13 protein-coding genes and 2 tRNA genes are annotated in these 16,046 nt (G+C 66.1%); 5 read left to right on the top strand and 10 right to left on the bottom strand.

The genetic code is table 11. The features are described from left to right. Positions 1–21: 21 nt before the first annotated feature. Positions 22–2,241, top strand: coding sequence for an RNA degradosome polyphosphate kinase (locus ABQF13_RS00845; protein WP_448390761.1), 2,220 nt, complete (start codon positions 22–24; stop codon positions 2,239–2,241). Positions 2,242–2,278: 37 nt separating this feature from the next. Beyond that, the gene (gene mutT1, locus ABQF13_RS00840; protein ID WP_448390760.1) at positions 2,279–3,205 is read left to right on the top strand and encodes an 8-oxo-(d)GTP phosphatase MutT1; all 927 of its coding nucleotides are present in this window, start codon (positions 2,279–2,281) and stop codon (positions 3,203–3,205) included. Between the two features lie 54 nt (positions 3,206–3,259). On the opposite strand, the gene ABQF13_RS00835 is transcribed toward mutT1, so the two are convergent. The 3 genes from ABQF13_RS00835 to leuC form a co-directional block, all read right to left on the bottom strand. Beyond that, entirely contained in the window at positions 3,260–3,874 is a 615-nt protein-coding gene (locus ABQF13_RS00835; protein WP_448390759.1) for an HU family DNA-binding protein, read from the bottom strand. Between the two features lie 191 nt (positions 3,875–4,065). Then, positions 4,066–4,659 (bottom strand): 3-isopropylmalate dehydratase small subunit, encoded by a 594-nt coding sequence (leuD, locus tag ABQF13_RS00830; RefSeq protein WP_448390758.1) that lies wholly within the window; start codon positions 4,657–4,659, stop codon positions 4,066–4,068. 11 nt (positions 4,660–4,670) lie between these two features. Continuing rightward, the gene (gene leuC, locus ABQF13_RS00825) at positions 4,671–6,116 is read right to left on the bottom strand and encodes a 3-isopropylmalate dehydratase large subunit (RefSeq protein ID WP_448390757.1); all 1,446 of its coding nucleotides are present in this window, start codon (positions 6,114–6,116) and stop codon (positions 4,671–4,673) included. Between the two features lie 37 nt (positions 6,117–6,153). On the opposite strand from leuC, the gene ABQF13_RS00820 reads away from it, so the two are divergent. Then, the gene (locus ABQF13_RS00820) at positions 6,154–6,855 is read left to right on the top strand and encodes an IclR family transcriptional regulator (protein ID WP_448390756.1); all 702 of its coding nucleotides are present in this window, start codon (positions 6,154–6,156) and stop codon (positions 6,853–6,855) included. A gap of 47 nt (positions 6,856–6,902) precedes the next feature. On the opposite strand, the gene ABQF13_RS00815 is transcribed toward ABQF13_RS00820, so the two are convergent. From ABQF13_RS00815 to ABQF13_RS00800, 4 genes are all read right to left on the bottom strand, one after another. Continuing rightward, positions 6,903–6,975 (bottom strand) — tRNA-Glu (locus ABQF13_RS00815). Between the two features lie 63 nt (positions 6,976–7,038). Further along, positions 7,039–7,113, bottom strand: a tRNA-Gln gene (locus tag ABQF13_RS00810). A 119-nt stretch (positions 7,114–7,232) separates the two neighbouring features. After that, entirely contained in the window at positions 7,233–8,693 is a 1,461-nt protein-coding gene (gltX, locus tag ABQF13_RS00805; protein WP_448390755.1) for a glutamate--tRNA ligase, read from the bottom strand. Then, positions 8,690–9,505, bottom strand: coding sequence for a fumarylacetoacetate hydrolase family protein (locus tag ABQF13_RS00800; RefSeq protein WP_448390754.1), 816 nt, complete (start codon positions 9,503–9,505; stop codon positions 8,690–8,692). The genes gltX and ABQF13_RS00800 overlap by 4 nt, the downstream gene beginning before the upstream one ends. Before the next feature lie 153 nt (positions 9,506–9,658). On the opposite strand from ABQF13_RS00800, the gene ABQF13_RS00795 reads away from it, so the two are divergent. Continuing rightward, entirely contained in the window at positions 9,659–10,825 is a 1,167-nt protein-coding gene (locus ABQF13_RS00795; RefSeq protein WP_448391361.1) for an MFS transporter, read from the top strand. A gap of 43 nt (positions 10,826–10,868) precedes the next feature. On the opposite strand, the gene ABQF13_RS00790 is transcribed toward ABQF13_RS00795, so the two are convergent. Further along, the gene (locus ABQF13_RS00790) at positions 10,869–11,879 is read right to left on the bottom strand and encodes a 3-isopropylmalate dehydrogenase (RefSeq protein WP_448390752.1); all 1,011 of its coding nucleotides are present in this window, start codon (positions 11,877–11,879) and stop codon (positions 10,869–10,871) included. Next, positions 11,876–13,462: a phosphoglycerate dehydrogenase gene (gene serA / locus ABQF13_RS00785; RefSeq protein ID WP_448390751.1), complete on the bottom strand. Its 1,587-nt coding sequence runs from the start codon at positions 13,460–13,462 to the stop codon at positions 11,876–11,878. The genes ABQF13_RS00790 and serA overlap by 4 nt, the downstream gene beginning before the upstream one ends. A gap of 64 nt (positions 13,463–13,526) precedes the next feature. Here serA and ABQF13_RS00780 point away from each other — a divergent pair, with 64 nt between their 5' ends. Beyond that, a complete protein-coding gene (locus ABQF13_RS00780) occupies positions 13,527–14,957 on the top strand; it encodes a phytoene desaturase family protein (protein ID WP_448390750.1) in 1,431 nt (476 codons plus the stop codon). 63 nt (positions 14,958–15,020) lie between these two features. On the opposite strand, the gene ilvC is transcribed toward ABQF13_RS00780, so the two are convergent. After that, a complete protein-coding gene (ilvC, locus tag ABQF13_RS00775) occupies positions 15,021–16,022 on the bottom strand; it encodes a ketol-acid reductoisomerase (protein WP_448391360.1) in 1,002 nt (333 codons plus the stop codon). Between the last annotated feature and the right edge of the window lie 24 nt (positions 16,023–16,046).

The raw sequence follows: 16,046 nt of genomic DNA, 5'->3' as shown, positions 1-16,046 counted from the left end.
GCGGTAAGGGATCATCAAGGCATGACGGAAGCCGAAACCCAGATCCGCGCCGACGACGCCCCGTCGACGTCCACCGCCACGTCGACGGCGGCGCCGGACGTGGGCTCGGCGCCGCAGGCGAGGCCGTCCCCGGCGGATTCGGCGCCGACAGCCCCGCCTGCGGCGACATCGCCGGCAGTCGAGGATGCGCTGCCAGAGGATCGTTACCTCAACCGCGAATTGAGTTGGCTGGATTTCAATGCGCGGGTGCTCGCGCTGGCCGCCGACACGTCGCTGCCGTTGCTGGAGCGGGCCAAGTTCCTGGCCATCTTCGCGTCCAACCTCGACGAGTTCTACATGGTGCGCGTCGCGGGTCTCAAACGCCGCGACGAGATGGGGCTGTCGGTACGTTCGGCAGACGGCCTGTCGCCGCGGGAGCAACTGCGCCGGATCAGTGAACGCACACAACAGATCGCCGACAGACATGCGCACGTATTCCTCGACTCCGTGCGCCCCGCACTGGCCGACGAAGGCATCGTGATCGTGACATGGTCCGAACTCGACGAGTCCGAACGGACCCGGTTGTCCACCTACTTTCACGAGCAGGTGTTCCCCGTGCTGACCCCGTTGGCCGTCGACCCCGCCCACCCGTTTCCGTTCGTCAGCGGCTTGAGCCTGAACCTGGCGATCACTGTCAAACACCCCGACGACGGCGGCCAGCATTTCGCCCGAATCAAGGTGCCCGACAACGTGGACCGGTTCGTCGAACTGGGGGCCCGCGACGACGCCGACCATGTCGCGCGGTTTCTTCCGATGGAGGAACTGATCGCGGCGTTTCTTCCCGTGCTGTTTCCGGGCATGGAGATCGTCGAGCACCACGCGTTCCGCATCACGCGCAACGCCGATTTCGAGGTGGAGGAAGACCGCGACGAGGATCTTCTGCAGGCGCTGGAGCGGGAATTGGCGCGGCGGCGTTTCGGTTCGCCGGTGCGCTTGGAAGTTTCCGACGACATGACCGAGAGCATGCTCGAGTTGCTGTTGCGTGAACTCGAGGTGGACACCGGGGACGTCATCGAGGTGCCGGGCCTTTTGGACCTCTCGGCGCTGTGGCAGGTTTACCGGCTCGACCGCCCGGCCCTCAAGGACCGGCCGTTCGTACCCGCCACTCCGCCCGCGTTCGGCGAACGCGAGACGCCCAAGAGCATCTTCTCGACCCTGCGCGACGGTGATGTGCTGGTCCACCACCCCTACGATTCGTTCTCCACGACCGTGCAACGGTTCATCGAGCAGGCCGCAGCCGACCCCAACGTCTTGGCGATCAAGCAGACGCTGTACCGCACTTCGGGTGACTCGCCGATCGTCAACTCGCTCATCGACGCCGCCGAAGCGGGCAAGCAGGTGGTGGCGCTCGTCGAGATCAAGGCGCGCTTCGACGAACAGGCCAACATCAAGTGGGCGCGCACGCTGGAACAAGCGGGTGTGCACGTGGTGTACGGGCTCGTCGGCCTGAAAACCCATTGCAAGACCGCGCTCGTGGTGCGTCGCGAGGGTTCCACGATCCGGCGCTACTGCCACATCGGCACCGGCAACTACAACAGCAAGACCGCCCGGTTGTATGAGGACATCGGCCTTCTGACCGCAGCACCGGACATCGGCGCGGATCTGACCGACCTGTTCAACTCGCTGACGGGCTACTCCCGCAAGGACGCCTACCGCAACCTGTTGGTCGCCCCGTACGGCGTGCGCAAGGGCATCATCGAACGCATCGAACGCGAAATAGCGGCCACCCGGGACGGCGGCGAGGGCCGGATCCGGCTGAAAGCCAACGCGTTGGTCGACGAGCAGGTGATCGATGCGCTCTACCGAGCGTCGCAGGCGGGCGTACGCGTGGAGGTCGTGGTGCGGGGGATTTGTGCGCTACGGCCGCAAGCCGTCGGCTACTCCGAAAACATCGTGGTGCGCTCGATACTCGGCCGTTTCCTCGAACACTCACGGATTATTCACTTCAACGCCATCGACGAGTTCTGGATCGGCAGCGCTGACATGATGCATCGTAATCTCGACCGGCGAGTGGAAGTGATGGCACACGTGAAGGATCGGCGTCTGAAGGCGCAACTGCACGACATCTTCGAGTCGGCGCTGGACCCCGCCACCCGCTGCTGGGAACTGGACATGGACGGAAAATGGACGGCCTCACCACAGCACGGGGAGACGGTGCGCGACCATCAGGTGTCGTTGATGGAGAGTCGCCGGCATCCGTGACGCGATCAGGTGGCCCGATTGAGCTGCAGGAGTTGACGTGCCGAAGGAGACATCCGACGTCGCAGGTGCCGATAAGCCAATATACGCAGCGGGCGCGGTGCTGTGGCGCCCGAACGGCGACCCGGCCGCACCGGAGGTCGCAATCGTTCACCGACCCCGCTACGACGATTGGTCGCTACCGAAGGGCAAGCTCGACCCGGGCGAGACCGAGCCGGTTACCGCAGTGCGTGAAGTCCGTGAGGAGACCGGATACACCGCACATCTGGGCCGTCGGCTCGCCTCGGTGAGCTATCCCGTCGAAGGAGGCGTCAAGAAGGTCCGCTACTGGGCGGCACGCACAGTAGCCGGGAATTTCAGCCCGACCGACGAGGTCGACGAACTGAAATGGTTACCCGTTTCCGAGGCGATGAAACAATTGGAGTATCCGCACGATCGAAAGGTGCTGCGCCGCTTCATCAAGCTTCCGGTCGACACCAAGACGGTGCTGATCGTGCGGCACGCCACCGCGGGGAGCAAGTCCCGCTACAAGGGCGACGACCGAAAGCGCCCACTGGACAAGCGCGGCCGCGCCCAGGCCGAATCACTGGTTGGTGTGCTGTCGGCGTTCGGCGCCGACACCCTCTACGCGGCCGATCGGGCGCGATGCGTGCAGACATTGGAGCCGCTGGCCGAGGAGTTGGCGACGACCATCGAGCGCGAACCGTTGTTGACCGAGGAAGCATATTCAGACGACCACAAGGCGACGCGACGCCGCATCCTGGAAATCGCCGCCGCCGACGGTGTCCCGGCGATCTGCACACAGGGCAAGGTGATTCCGGGGCTGATCGAATGGTGGTGCGAACGCGACGGCGTGCGCCCGGACAAGTCGCGCAACCGCAAAGGCAGTACCTGGGTGATGTCGATGTTCGACGGCAAACTGATCGCTGCCGACCATCTCGAAAGCCCGCTAGCGGCCAGGTCGTAGCACGTAGATACGCCGTGGGTCGCAGTGACCCACGGCGTATCTGTGCGTAGGAACTTACTTGCGGCCGCGCTTGGCTGCGGCCTTCTTGGCCGGTGCCTTCTTCGCGGTCTTCTTGGCAGCAGTCCGCTTGGTAGCGGCCTTTTTGGCCGGTGCCTTCTTCGCGGTCTTCTTTGCAGCAGTCCGCTTGGTAGCGGCCTTCTTCGCCGGCGACTTCTTCGCGGCCTTCTTGGCCGGTGCCTTCTTCGCGGTCTTCTTTGCAGCAGTCCGCTTGGTAGCGGCCTTCTTCGCCGGCGACTTCTTGGCAGCCTTCTTCGCCGTCTTCTTGGCGGCCTTGCGGGCCGTACCGCCTGTCACACCGCGCTTCACGGCCGGGCCTTCGGCCGGGAGGCGCTGCGCCCCAGAGACAACCGCCTTGAATTGCGCGCCGGGCCGGAACGCCGGCACCGACGTGGGCTTGACCTTTACGGTCTCGCCTGTGCGCGGGTTACGCGCGACACGGGCGGCACGACGACGCTGTTCGAAAACGCCGAAGCCGGTAATGGTGACGCTGTCACCCTTGTGGACCGCGCGCACGATGGTGTCAACGACATTCTCCACCGCAGCGGTTGCCTGCCGACGATCGGTGCCCAGCTTCTCCGTGAGTACGTCGATGAGCTCCGCTTTATTCATGCAAACCTCCGAAACTAGTGGCCCTCCTTGGACCGACTAGTGGACACGGTAAACCCATTACCTATTGATTTCCAAGAGCCACGCGCAATTTCAAGTGAAACTGGCGAACTTTCTTGCCCCCCTTAGCCTCCTGCCGGGGGGCTAAGGGAGCGGCTTCGACAATGGCGATTTCGGCTCGCCGGGGCCAACTGTCACGCCGGCAGAGTGTGCGGTTTCCAGTGCGGCCGGCGTGCTTCATACGATTCGATGTCATCGCATTTTCGCAGCGTAAGGCCTATATCGTCGAGTCCTTCGAGCAGTCGCCAGGCGGTGTAATCGTCAATCGTGAACGGCACCATAACCGTTCCGGCGACGATATTCCGATCTTGAAGATTCGCAGTGATTTCCAGTCCGGGCTGCTGTTCGATCAGCTTCCACAAGACTTCGACGTCATCCTGAGAAATTTCGGCCGCCAAGAGGCCGGCCTTGCCCGCATTGCCCCGAAATATGTCGGCGAAGCGGGACGAGATCACGACACGGAAGCCGTAGTCCATCAGTGCCCAGACCGCATGCTCGCGTGAGGAACCGGTGCCGAAGTCGGGTCCGGCGACCAAGACCGAACCCCTGTCGAACGGCGGCAGGTTCAGCACGAAAGACGGATCGTTGCGCCAGGCGGCGAACAACCCGTCTTCGAAACCCGTTCGGGTGACCCGCTTCAGATAGACCGCCGGGATGATCTGGTCGGTGTCCACGTTGGACCGGCGCAGCGGCACCCCGATTCCGGTGTGAGTGCGAAATGCTTCCATGACGGCTCCCCTTATCGAGTCGTAGCTGCGGGCAGGTCGGCGGGCGAAGACAACGTGCCCCGCACCGCGGTGGCGGCGGCGACGGCCGGCGACACCAGGTGGGTACGGCCGCCTTTGCCTTGCCTACCTTCAAAGTTGCGGTTGGACGTCGATGCGCAGCGCTGACCCGGTGACAGCTGGTCGGGGTTCATCCCCAGACACATCGAGCACCCGGCCTGGCGCCACTCGGCGCCCGCGGCGGTGAAGATGTCGCCGAGGCCTTCGGATTCGGCTTGCATACGCACCCGCATCGAACCCGGCACGATGAGCATCCGGACACCATCGGCGACGGTGCGATCCCTCAGCACGTCGGCCACCACGCGCAGGTCCTCGATCCGTCCGTTGGTGCACGAGCCGACAAAGACCGTGTCGACGGCGATCTCCCGCATGGCCATCCCGGGCCGAAGGTCCATGTAAGCCAACGCCTTTTCGGCTGCCTGACGCGCACCGTCGTCGAGCATCAGTTCGGGATCGGGCACCGATCCCGCCAGCGGCACACCCTGCCCGGGGTTGGTCCCCCACGTGACGAACGGACTCAGAGTCGCGGCGTCGATGTACACCTCGGTGTCGAATTCGGCGCCGTCGTCAGTGCGCAGTTGGCGCCACGCCTCGACCGCCTCCTCCCACTGCGCGCCCTGCGGCGCGTGCGGGCGACCGCGTAAGAATTCAAACGTCGTCTCGTCGGGCGCCACCATGCCTGCCCGCGCGCCGGCCTCGATGCTCATGTTGCAGATCGTCATCCGGCCTTCCATCGACAGCGATTCGATGGTGCTGCCCCGGTATTCGATGACGTGCCCCTGACCGCCGCCGGTTCCGATCTTCGCGATCACCGCGAGGATGATGTCCTTGGCGCTGACCCCTGGCGGCAATTCACCGTCGACGTTGATCGCCATGGTCTTGAACGGGCGCAACGGCAGCGTCTGCGTCGCAAGGACATGCTCGACTTCCGAGGTGCCGATGCCCATCGCCAACGCACCGAATGCGCCGTGGGTCGAAGTGTGGCTGTCACCACAGACGACCGTCATGCCGGGTTGGGTCAACCCGAGTTGCGGTCCGATGATGTGCACGATGCCCTGTTCGGAGTCGCCCATCGGATGCAACCGGATACCGAACTCTTCACAGTTGCGCCGAAGGGTCTCGACCTGAATGCGTGACACCGGATCGGCGATCGGCTTGTCGATGTCGATCGTGGGCACGTTGTGGTCCTCGGTCGCGATCGTCAGATCGGGCCGTCGCACGGTGCGCCCGTTGAGCCGCAGCCCGTCAAACGCCTGCGGGCTGGTGACTTCGTGCACCAGATGAAGGTCGATGTAGATCAGGTCGGGTTCGCGTGCCGCACCCTCGCCCGTGCCCTTGGCGACCACATGGCCGTCCCACACTTTTTGCGCCAAAGCGCGTGGCTTATTCGCGTTAGACATTTGACTATCTCACAATCTGGGACGCTAGTATCTTCTTATGAGACAGGATAGCGGCATCGGCGTGCTCGACAAAGCGGTGGGCGTCCTGCATGCGGTCGCCGAGTCGCCCTGTGGCCTTGCCGAACTGTGCGAGCGCACCGGGCTGCCCCGCGCCACCGCACACCGGCTTGCCGCCGGTCTGGAGACCCATCGATTACTCGCGCGCAACGGCGACGGACGGTGGCGGTTGGGTCCTGGACTGACCGAGTTGGCCGGGCAGGTCAACGATCCGCTGTTGGCTGCGGGTGCGGTGGTGCTACCGCGGCTGCGCGAGATCACCGGCGAGAGCGTCCAGCTCTACCGCCGCGAAGGCACCGCGCGAATCTGTGTGGCGGCTCTGGAACCCCCTGCCGGGCTTCGCGATACGGTGCCGGTCGGTACCCGGCTGCCGATGACGGCCGGCTCGGGGGCCAAGGTGCTGCTGGCCTACGCGGACCTCGCGACACAGCAGAGCGTGCTCCCGGCCGCCAAGTTCACCGATCGGGCGCTGGCCGAGGTTCGCAAGCGGGGCTGGGCGCAGAGCGTCGCGGAACGCGAACCAGGGGTGGCCAGTGTCTCGGCTCCGGTGCGCGATGGTCGCGGCACGGTGGTCGCGGCGGTGTCGGTCTCGGGACCGATCGATCGGATGGGCCGACGGCCGGGTCCGCGGTGGGCCGCTGACCTGCTGGCCGCGGCTGATGCGCTCACCCGACGGCTGTGAAATCGCTCACCGAACCTGCCGGCACAGCGCCGACGACGAGATGTTTGTACCCCCGATGGGATTCGAACCCACGCTACCGCCGTGAGAGGGCGGCGTCCTAGGCCGCTAGACGACGGGGGCCAGAACTGCTGTCCGGATGGCCAGCATAGCTCAGCGAGGTATGTCGGCCCAATCCCGGTGGATTGGCTGGGGTACCAGGACTCGAACCTAGAATGGCTGAACCAGAATCAGCTGTGTTGCCAATTACACCATACCCCACTGGCTGCCTATAACCGCTGGTCACAGACTATTATTCCGACCATTCACGCGGCGGGTGAACCGTTGCCGCATGTTGTGTCGGGCCGACGTGCAGACTACCAAAGATTTACCGGCACCTTTCACGCCGCCGCGGCGTGATCACGCCCGCCGCGCAGCCGTTGCAAGGTGCGGTCGCGGCCCAGCAGTTCCAGCGATTCGAACAGCGGCGGGCTGACCGCCGCGCCGGTGGCCGCCACCCGCACCGGACCGAACGCCTTGCGTGGTTTGAGCTCCAAACTCTCCAACAGCGCGGCCTTCAGCGCCGCTTCGATCGCCGCGGTGTTCCATTCGCCGATTGATTCGAGCGCGCCCAGCGCCGCGTCGAGCACCGGGACCGCATCGGGCTTCAACTCTTTGGCCGCGGCCTTCTCGTCGAGCCGGTACTCGTCCTCGTTGAGGAATTTCAGCAGGTTCCACGCGTCGCCGAGGACCACGATGCGGGTCTGCACCAGATCGGCGGCCTCGGCGAAGCGCTTCTCGTCGAGCCCTGTGGTGTAGCCGTGCTCGGCGAAGTAGGCAGCCAAGCGCGCGGCGAACTCTTCGGCGCTAAGCATCCGGATGTGTTCGGCGTTGAGCGCGTCGGCCTTCTTCTGGTCGAAACGGGCGGGGTTGGCGTTCACGTCGACCACGTCGAAGGCAGCCACCATCTCGTCGAGTGTGAAAAGGTCACGGTCGTCGGCGATTCCCCAGCCCAACAACGCCAGGTAGTTCAGCAGCCCCTCGGGGATGAACCCGCGCTCGCGGTGGACGAACAGGTTGGACTGCGGGTCGCGCTTGGAAAGCTTTTTGTTACCCTCGCCCAGAACGCTTGGCAGGTGCGCGAACTCGGGAACACGCTCGGCCACGCCGATTCGGATCAGTGCGCGGTACAGCGCGATCTGGCGTGGTGTGGACGGCAGCAGGTCCTCTCCGCGCAGCACATGGGTGATCTTCATCAACGCGTCGTCGACGGGATTGACCAAGGTGTACAGTGGATCTCCGCTGGCACGGGTCAATGCGAAGTCGGGCATGCTGCCGGCTGAGAAGGTTGTCTCACCGCGAACCATGTCGCACCAGGTGATGTCCTCGTCGGGCATGCGCAACCGCAGCACCGGCCTACGACCCTCGTCCCGAAACGCCGCGCGCTGCGCGTCGGTGAGGTCGCGGTCGAAGTTGTCGTAGCCCAGTTTGGGGTTTCGGCCCGCGGCCACATGCCGCGCCTCGACTTCTTCGGCGGTGGAGAAGGCCTCATAGACCTCCCCCGCTTCGCGCAGTCGACTCAGCACGTCGCGGTAGATGTCGCCACGCTCGGACTGTCGGTAAGGACCGCAGGGTCCGCCGATCTCCGGGCCCTCGTCGTAGTTCAGCCCGAGCCAGTTCAACGCATCCAGCAACGCCAGATAGCTCTCCTCGCTGTCGCGTTGGGCATCGGTGTCCTCCACCCGGAACACGAAGGTGCCGCCCATATGCCGCGCGTAGGCCCAGTTGAATAGCGCCGTGCGGATCAGCCCGACATGTGGGGTGCCGGTCGGTGATGGGCAGAACCGTACTCGTACGGTCATGACTTTCCTTTGCGGACAACGGGGTTAGTCAGTGTTCCGATACCGCCGACAGTGATGCTGACGGTATCGCCGTCCTCGATGGGGCCGACACCCTCGGGGGTACCGGTCAACAACAGGTCACCGGGCAGCAGCGTCATCACGCGCGAGACCCATTCCACGATCTCCCCGATGTCATGAATCATCAACGACGTTCTGCTGTTCTGTTTGAGCTGGCCGTTGACCTCGGTACGGATTTCGACGTCGGAGGCATCGAGATCGGTGACGATCCACGGTCCGACCGGGCAGAAGGTGTCGTGCCCCTTGGCGCGGGTCCACTGGCCGTCCTTCTTCTGCTGGTCGCGCGCGGAGACGTCGTTGCCGATCGTGTAGCCGAGGATGCTGTCTGCCGCGCGGGCTGCGGGCACGTCCTTGCACGGGCGGCCGATGACCACAGCCAACTCACCTTCGAAGTGCACCGGGTCGGCGTCGGGCGGCAGCTGGATCGGCACGTTGGGCCCGATGATCGCGGTGTTGGGTTTCATGAAGATGACCGGATCGTCGAACCTTCCGCTGTGGCCCTCATTGCTCCTCGCGTGCGCGGCCATCTCCTCGATGTGGGCGGCGTAGTTCTTCCCCACGCACACCACCTTGCTGGCGAGGATCGGGGCGAGCAGGCGCACGTCGGCGAGCGGCCACTGCCTGCCGGTGAAGTTAGGCGTCCCGAACGGGTGTTCGGCGATCTCGCGGGCGACCGCTTGTGTCGGATCATCGGTGGGGCCGTCGATGCTGACGAAGGCCACCCCGTCGGGACTCGCGATTCGGCCAAGGCGCATGACGGTTAGCCTAATGGCCGCGCTCGTCGCGCATGCGGCCGCTCCCCGCGCCTGGTGTCTCATATTTTGAAACGTGAATTCAGCGATGTGAGACCATCGTGCGACGATGGCCCGGTGACCGACGGATCGACCAGCACCGCGCTGCGTTGGTCGATGTTGGCGATCGGGCTGGCGGCGACCACCAGCGCCAACGTGTTCATCAACGGTGTGGCGTTTCTGATTCCGACGCTACAGGCCGAACGGGGCCTGAACCTCGCATCGGCGGGTCTGCTGTCGTCGATGGCCGGCTTCGGCCTTGTCGTCACGCTGATCGCGTGGGGCTATGTGGTCGACCGGATCGGTGAACGCTTCGTACTTGCAGTGGGTTCGGCCTTGATCGCCGCCGCGGCGGTGGGCGCGGCGTCGGTGGAATCGCTGTGGGCGGTCGGCGGGTTCCTGTTTCTGGGCGGTATGGCTGCGGCGAGCAGCAATTCGGCCAGCGGCCGGTTGGTGGTCGGTTGGTTTCCTCCCGAGCAGCGTGGCCTGGTGATGGGCATCCGCCAGGCCGCGGTTCCGTTGGGGGTCGCATTGGGCGCCTTGGTGATTCCGCGTATCGCCGAGACGCACGGGGTATCTGCGGCGCTGTTGTTTCCTGCGGTGGTGTGCGGGGTCTCCGCGGTGGTGTGTGCGGTGGCCGTGATCGACCCGCCCCGCCCTCCGCGCGCAGAGGCCGCCGACGAGGTGCTGGCCAACCCGTACCGCGAATCGGGTCTGCTCTGGCGCATCCACGCGGTCTCCGTGCTGCTCGTAATACCGCAGGCGGTGCTGTGGACGTTCACGTTGGCGTGGTTGATGACCGAGCACAACTGGTCGGCCGAATCGTCGGGCGCGATGGTCACGCTGGCGCAGGTGCTGGGCGCCGGCGGCCGCATCGCCGCCGGTCGCTGGTCAGATCTGCTGGGGTCTCGGCTGCGCCCCATCCGCACCATCGCGTTGGCCGCCGCGGCGTCGATGGCCTTGCTTGCGCTGACGGACTGGCTCGATTCGCCGACGAGCGTGGCGTTGATGGTCATCGCGTCGGTGATCACCGTGTCCGACAACGGGTTGGCGTTCACCGCGATCGCCGAGATCGCCGGCCCCTTCTGGAGCGGTCGGGCGCTGGGCACCCAGAACACCAGCCAGCACCTGGCCAGCGCGGTCGCGGCTCCGTTGTTCGGTGCGCTGATCGGCGCAGTCGGCTATCCGGTGGCGTTCGCAGTGTGCGCGCTGTTGCCGTTCGTTGCGGTGCCCCTCGTGCCGGCGGACCACACCAACTTCGCGAAACGAACACCAGGGCTGTGATGTCGACCGCGAGGACAACCCTGGTGTAGATCTCGCGAAGAAACTACAGCGCCGCCGCGATCCGGTCGCCGATCTGCGTCGTGGACATCTTGGCGTTGCCGCGGGTGACCAAATGGTGTTCGACGGCCTTGTCCACCCGGGCGGCCGCGTCATGCTCGCCGACATGGGCCAGCAGCAGCGCAACCGACATGACCGCCGCCGTCGGATCGGCGATGCCCTGCCCGGCGATGTCGGGTGCGCTTCCGTGCACGGGCTCGAACATCGACGGGTTTGTCCGCGTCGCATCGATATTGCCGCTTGCCGCCAAGCCGATACCCCCGCACACCGCGGCGGCCAGGTCCGTGACGATGTCGCCGAACAGGTTGTCGGTGACGATCACGTCGAACCGGCCGGGATCGGTGACCATATGGATGGTCGCGGCGTCGACGTGCTGGTAGGCCACCTCGACATCCGGGTAGTCGGCGGCCACTTCCTGCACCGTGCGCCACCACAACGTGCCGGCGTAGGTCAGCACATTGTTCTTGTGCACCAACGTCAGATGCTTGCGCCGCTGTTGCGCCCGGCCGAACGCGTCCTTGACCACCCGGCGCACACCGAATGCGGTGTTGACGCTGACCTCGGTGGCGATCTCGTTGGGTGTGCCCACCCGGATCGCCCCGCCGGTGCCGGTGTAGGGGCCCTCGGTGCCTTCGCGTACGACGACGAAGTCGATCTCGGGGTTACCGGCCAGCGGGCTGGCCACCCCCGGATACAACCGGCCCGGCCGCAGGTTGATGTGGTGGTCCAATTCGAACCGGATCCGCAGCAACAGGCCGCGTTCGAGCAACCCGCTGGGCACCGACGGGTCGCCGATGGCGCCCAGCAGGATCGCGTCGTGGCCGCGCAGTTCGTCGAGGACCGAATCGGGCAGCACCTCGCCGCTGGCGTGGTAGCGCCGCGCACCCAGATCGTAGTGCGTCTTGTTCACGCCCGGCAGCACCGCGTCGAGCACCTTGACGGCCTCGCCGATCACCTCGGGGCCGATGCCGTCACCGGCGACGATCGCCAATTTCACGACAGGTCCACCACTTTCAGCAGCATCGCGTCCACCGCGTCGGCGATCGCGGTCCGCACGTCGGGGGGCACGTCACGGTCGATGCGCAGCAGAATCGTCGCACCGGGGCCTTCGGCGTCCTCGCTGAGTTGGGCGGCGTGGATGTTGATGCCTGCGGCGCCGAGCAGGGTGCCGATCTTGCCCAGCGTGCCCGGCTGATCGATGTAGTTGACGATCAGGTACACACCTTCGGCGCGCAGATCGAAGTTGCGCCCGTTGATCTGGACGATCTTCTCCGCCAACTGCGGACCCGACAGGGTGCCGGCCACATTGGCGGTGGAGCCGTCGGCGTAAACCGCGCGCACGTCGACCACGCTGCGGTGGTTGGGGCTTTCCGTTGCGGTGCTCAGCTCGGCCTCCACCCCGCGTTCGGCAGCGAGCGCGGGCGCGTTGACGAACGTCACCGGATCTTCGATGACCGCGGAGAACAGTCCCCGCAGCGCCGAAAGTCTAAGCACCTCAACCTCGTCGGAGGCCAGTTCGCCGCGGACCTGCACCGACAGCGAGAGCGGCAGCTCATCACTCAGCACGCCGACGAGCAGGCCCAGCTTGCGCACCAGGTCCAGCCACGGCGCGACCTCCTCACCGACTGCGCCGCCTGCGACGTTGACCGCGTCGGGCACGAAATCACCGGCCAGCGCCAGCTTCACGCTGGCGGCCACGTCGGTACCCGCGCGATCCTGGGCTTCGACGGTGGAAGCGCCCAGATGCGGTGTGACCACGACATCGGGCAGTTCGAAAAGTGGGCTCTCGGTCGTCGGCTCGGTGGCGAACACGTCGATACCCGCAGCGCGCACATGCCCGGAGCGCACCGCGTCGGCCAGCGCGTCCTCGTCAACCAACCCGCCGCGCGCGGCATTGACGATGACGACGCCCGGCTTGGTCTTGGCCAGCGACTCCGTGCCGATCAGGCCCGCGGTCTCCGGTGTTTTGGGTAGGTGCACGGAGATGAAGTCGGCCCGGCTGAGCAGCTCGTCGAGCGCAAGGAGTTCGATGCCGAGCTGGGCGGCGCGCGCCGGCGACACGTACGGGTCGTAGGCGATGACATGGGTGCCGAACGCAGCGAGCCGCTGAGCGACCAGCTGGCCGATTCGGCCGAGGCCGACGACGCCGACGGTCTTGCCGTAGATCTCGACGCCGGAGAACGACGAACGCTTCCAGGTGTGCTCGCGCAGCGACGCGTCGGCGGCGGGGATCTGGCGCGCGGCGGCCAACATCAACGCCAGCGCGTGCTCGGCGGCGCTGTGGATGTTGGAGGTCGGCGCGTTGACGACCAGGACACCGCGCGCGGTGGCGGCGTCGACGTCGACGTTGTCCAGGCCCACACCGGCCCGGGCGACGATCTTGAGCTTGGGCGCGGCGGCCAGCACCTCGGCGTCGACGGTGGTCGCCGAGCGCACCAGCAGCGCGTCGGCCTCAGGCACCGCGGCCAGCAGCTTCTCTCGGTCCGGGCCCTCGACCCAGCGAACTTCTACCTGGTCACCAAGGGCGGCGACGGTGGATTCAGCCAACTTGTCGGCGATCAATACAACGGGCAGACTCACCCGGCCAGACTAATGGGGGTGGCGGGCGGGAGAATCTGGGGTGGCGGGCGGGAGAATAAGCAGCGTGGACATCACCGTCGTAGGCAGCGGACCCAACGGACTGGCCGCCGCTGTCGTCTGTGCAAGAGCCGGACTGTCGGTACAGGTATTCGAAGCTCAGCCCACCCTCGGCGGTGGCGCGCGCACCCTGGCCGACCCGGAGTTCTCCGGCGTCTCCCACGACATCTGCTCTGCGGTGCATCCGCTTGCGCTGGCGTCGCCGTTCCTCGCCGAGTTCGACCTGCCGGCCCGGGGTGTGGCGCTGCAGGTGCCCGAGATCTCCTACGCCAACCCGCTACCGGGCAGGCCCGCGGCGATCGGCTACCACGATCTCGACCGGACCTGCGCTGAGCTCAGCCACGGCGATTCGTGGCGGCGCCTGCTCAGTCCGCTGGTCGAGCGCGACGACGTCGTGATCGACCTGCTGCTCGGCGACAAGCGGTCGATCCCCTCCGATCTGATCGGCGCGGTGCAGCTGGGGCTGCGGGTGCTCGAACAGGGCACCCCGGCTTGGCGGGCGCTGCGCGGTGTCGACGCCCGCGCCCTGTTCACCGGTGTTGCCGCGCACGTCATTTCCCAGATGCCGTCGTTGGTCTCGGCAGGCGGCGGGTTGATGCTGGCGACGCTCGCCCACACGGTGGGCTGGCCGATCCCGGTCGGCGGAAGCCAGGCGATAGCCGATGCGTTGCTGGCGGACCTGCGCGCGCACGACGGCTCGATCATGGCCGGCGAGGAGATCACCGAGCCGCCCGAGGGCGTCGTGTTCTACGACACGGCCCCGACTGCGCTGTTGCACATCTACCGCGACAAACTGCCCGGCCCGTACCGGAAAGCGCTCGAGCACTACCGGTACGGCCCCGGGGTGGCGAAGGTGGACTTCGTTCTGTCCGATGACATTCCGTGGACAGACCCGCGGCTGGCGGACGCGCCGACACTGCACATGGGCGGGACGCGCGAACAGGCCGCACACGCCGAACACGAAGTCGCCGACGGCCGGCACGCGCAGTGGCCGATGGTGCTGGCGGCGCTGCCGCACCTGGCCGATCCGTCCCGCATCGATTCGCAGGGCCGCCGCCCGCTGTGGAGTTACGCGCATGTGCCGTCGGGATCAGACGTCGACCAGACCGAGACGGTGACGAGGATCTTCGAGCGTTTCGCGCCCGGCTTCCGCGACATCGTCGTCGCCGCCCGGTCGATTCCGGCGTCGCGGCTGGCCGATCACAACGCCAACCTCGTCGGCGGGGACATCGGCGTCGGCGGCAACACGCTGCTGCACGCGCTGGTCGGCCCGACGCCACGGATCAACCCGTGGGCCACGCCGATTCCCAAGGCGTACCTGTGTTCATCGGCCACACCGCCGGGCAGCGGCGTGCACGGCCTGGCGGGTTTCTATGCCGCGCGCACCGCGCTGCGCCGCGAGTTCGGCATCAAGACGTTGCCGTCGTTGGCACCGTAACCCAGCGATTTCGGCGCGCAAACGCCCCGTCAGGGGGCATGAGCGCGCCGAAATCGCCGAGGGTTAGGCCGTGTCGGTCAGCGGGCGGTCCACCCAGCTCATCAAGTCGCGCAGCTTCTTGCCGGTGACCTCGATCGGATGCTCGGCGTTTTCCTTACGCAGCCGCTCGAGCTCCTTGTTGCCGCCCTCGACGTTGGCCACCAACTTCTTGACGAAGCTGCCGTCCTGGATCTCGGCCAGGATCTGCTTCATCCGGTTCTTCGTGTCGGCGTCGATCACCCGCGGCCCGGACAGGTAGCCGCCGAACTCGGCGGTGTCGGACACCGAGTAGTTCATCCGCGCGATGCCGCCCTCGTACATCAGGTCGACGATGAGCTTGAGTTCGTGCAGCACCTCGAAGTACGCCAGCTCGGGGGCGTAGCCCGCCTCCACCATCACGTCGAAGCCGGTCTTGACGAGTTCCTCTGTGCCACCGCACAACACGGCCTGCTCACCGAACAGGTCGGTCTCGGTCTCGTCTTTGAAGGTGGTCTTGATGACCCCGGCGCGGGTGCCTCCGATGCCCTTGGCGTACGAGAGCACCAGCGCCTGGCCCTCACCCTTCGGGTCCTGTTCGACCGCGACGAGGCAGGGCACACCCTTGCCGTCGACGAACTGGCGGCGCACCAGGTGGCCCGGTCCCTTCGGGGCCACCATGCCGACGGTGACGTTGGCCGGCGGTTTGATCAGATCGAAGTGGATGTTGAGACCGTGACCGAAGAACAACGCGTTGCCGTCCTGCAGGTTCGGCTCGATGTCGCTGGAGAAGATGTCGGCCTGGGCGGTGTCGGGCGCCAGCAGCATGATGACGTCGGCCCACTTGGCCACCTCGGCAGGCGTGTCCGCCTCCAGCCCCTGCTCGGCGACCTTGTCACGCGATTTCGAACCCTCTTTCAGGCCCACCTTCACCTGCACACCCGAGTCGCGCAGGCTCAGCGAATGCGCATGACCCTGGCTGCCGTAGCCGATCACACCGACCTTGCGTCCTTGAATGATCGAAAGATCGGCGTCGTCGTCATAGAACATCTCAATGCCATCTTGTGCCACGTT

It is taken from the genome of Mycolicibacterium sp. XJ879 (assembly GCF_053483935.1).
Note: the sequence above shows the minus strand (reverse complement) of the source record. Positions and strands in the feature narration are given on the sequence as shown.

What these genes read in the sequence shown, in the direction of transcription:
- ilvC (WP_448391360.1), bottom strand. Translation starts at nt 16,022, where the DNA reads ATGTTCTATGACGACGACGCCGATCTTTCGATCATTCAAGGACGCAAG.
- ABQF13_RS00820 (WP_448390756.1), top strand. Translation starts at nt 6,154, where the DNA reads ATGAGACAGGATAGCGGCATCGGCGTGCTCGACAAAGCGGTGGGCGTC.
- ABQF13_RS00795 (WP_448391361.1), top strand. Translation starts at nt 9,659, where the DNA reads ATGTTGGCGATCGGGCTGGCGGCGACCACCAGCGCCAACGTGTTCATC.
- leuD (WP_448390758.1), bottom strand. Translation starts at nt 4,659, where the DNA reads ATGGAAGCATTTCGCACTCACACCGGAATCGGGGTGCCGCTGCGCCGG.
- ABQF13_RS00835 (WP_448390759.1), bottom strand. Translation starts at nt 3,874, where the DNA reads ATGAATAAAGCGGAGCTCATCGACGTACTCACGGAGAAGCTGGGCACC.
- ABQF13_RS00845 (WP_448390761.1), top strand. Translation starts at nt 22, where the DNA reads ATGACGGAAGCCGAAACCCAGATCCGCGCCGACGACGCCCCGTCGACG.
- leuC (WP_448390757.1), bottom strand. Translation starts at nt 6,116, where the DNA reads ATGTCTAACGCGAATAAGCCACGCGCTTTGGCGCAAAAAGTGTGGGAC.
- gltX (WP_448390755.1), bottom strand. Translation starts at nt 8,693, where the DNA reads ATGACCGTACGAGTACGGTTCTGCCCATCACCGACCGGCACCCCACAT.
- ABQF13_RS00800 (WP_448390754.1), bottom strand. Translation starts at nt 9,505, where the DNA reads ATGCGCCTTGGCCGAATCGCGAGTCCCGACGGGGTGGCCTTCGTCAGC.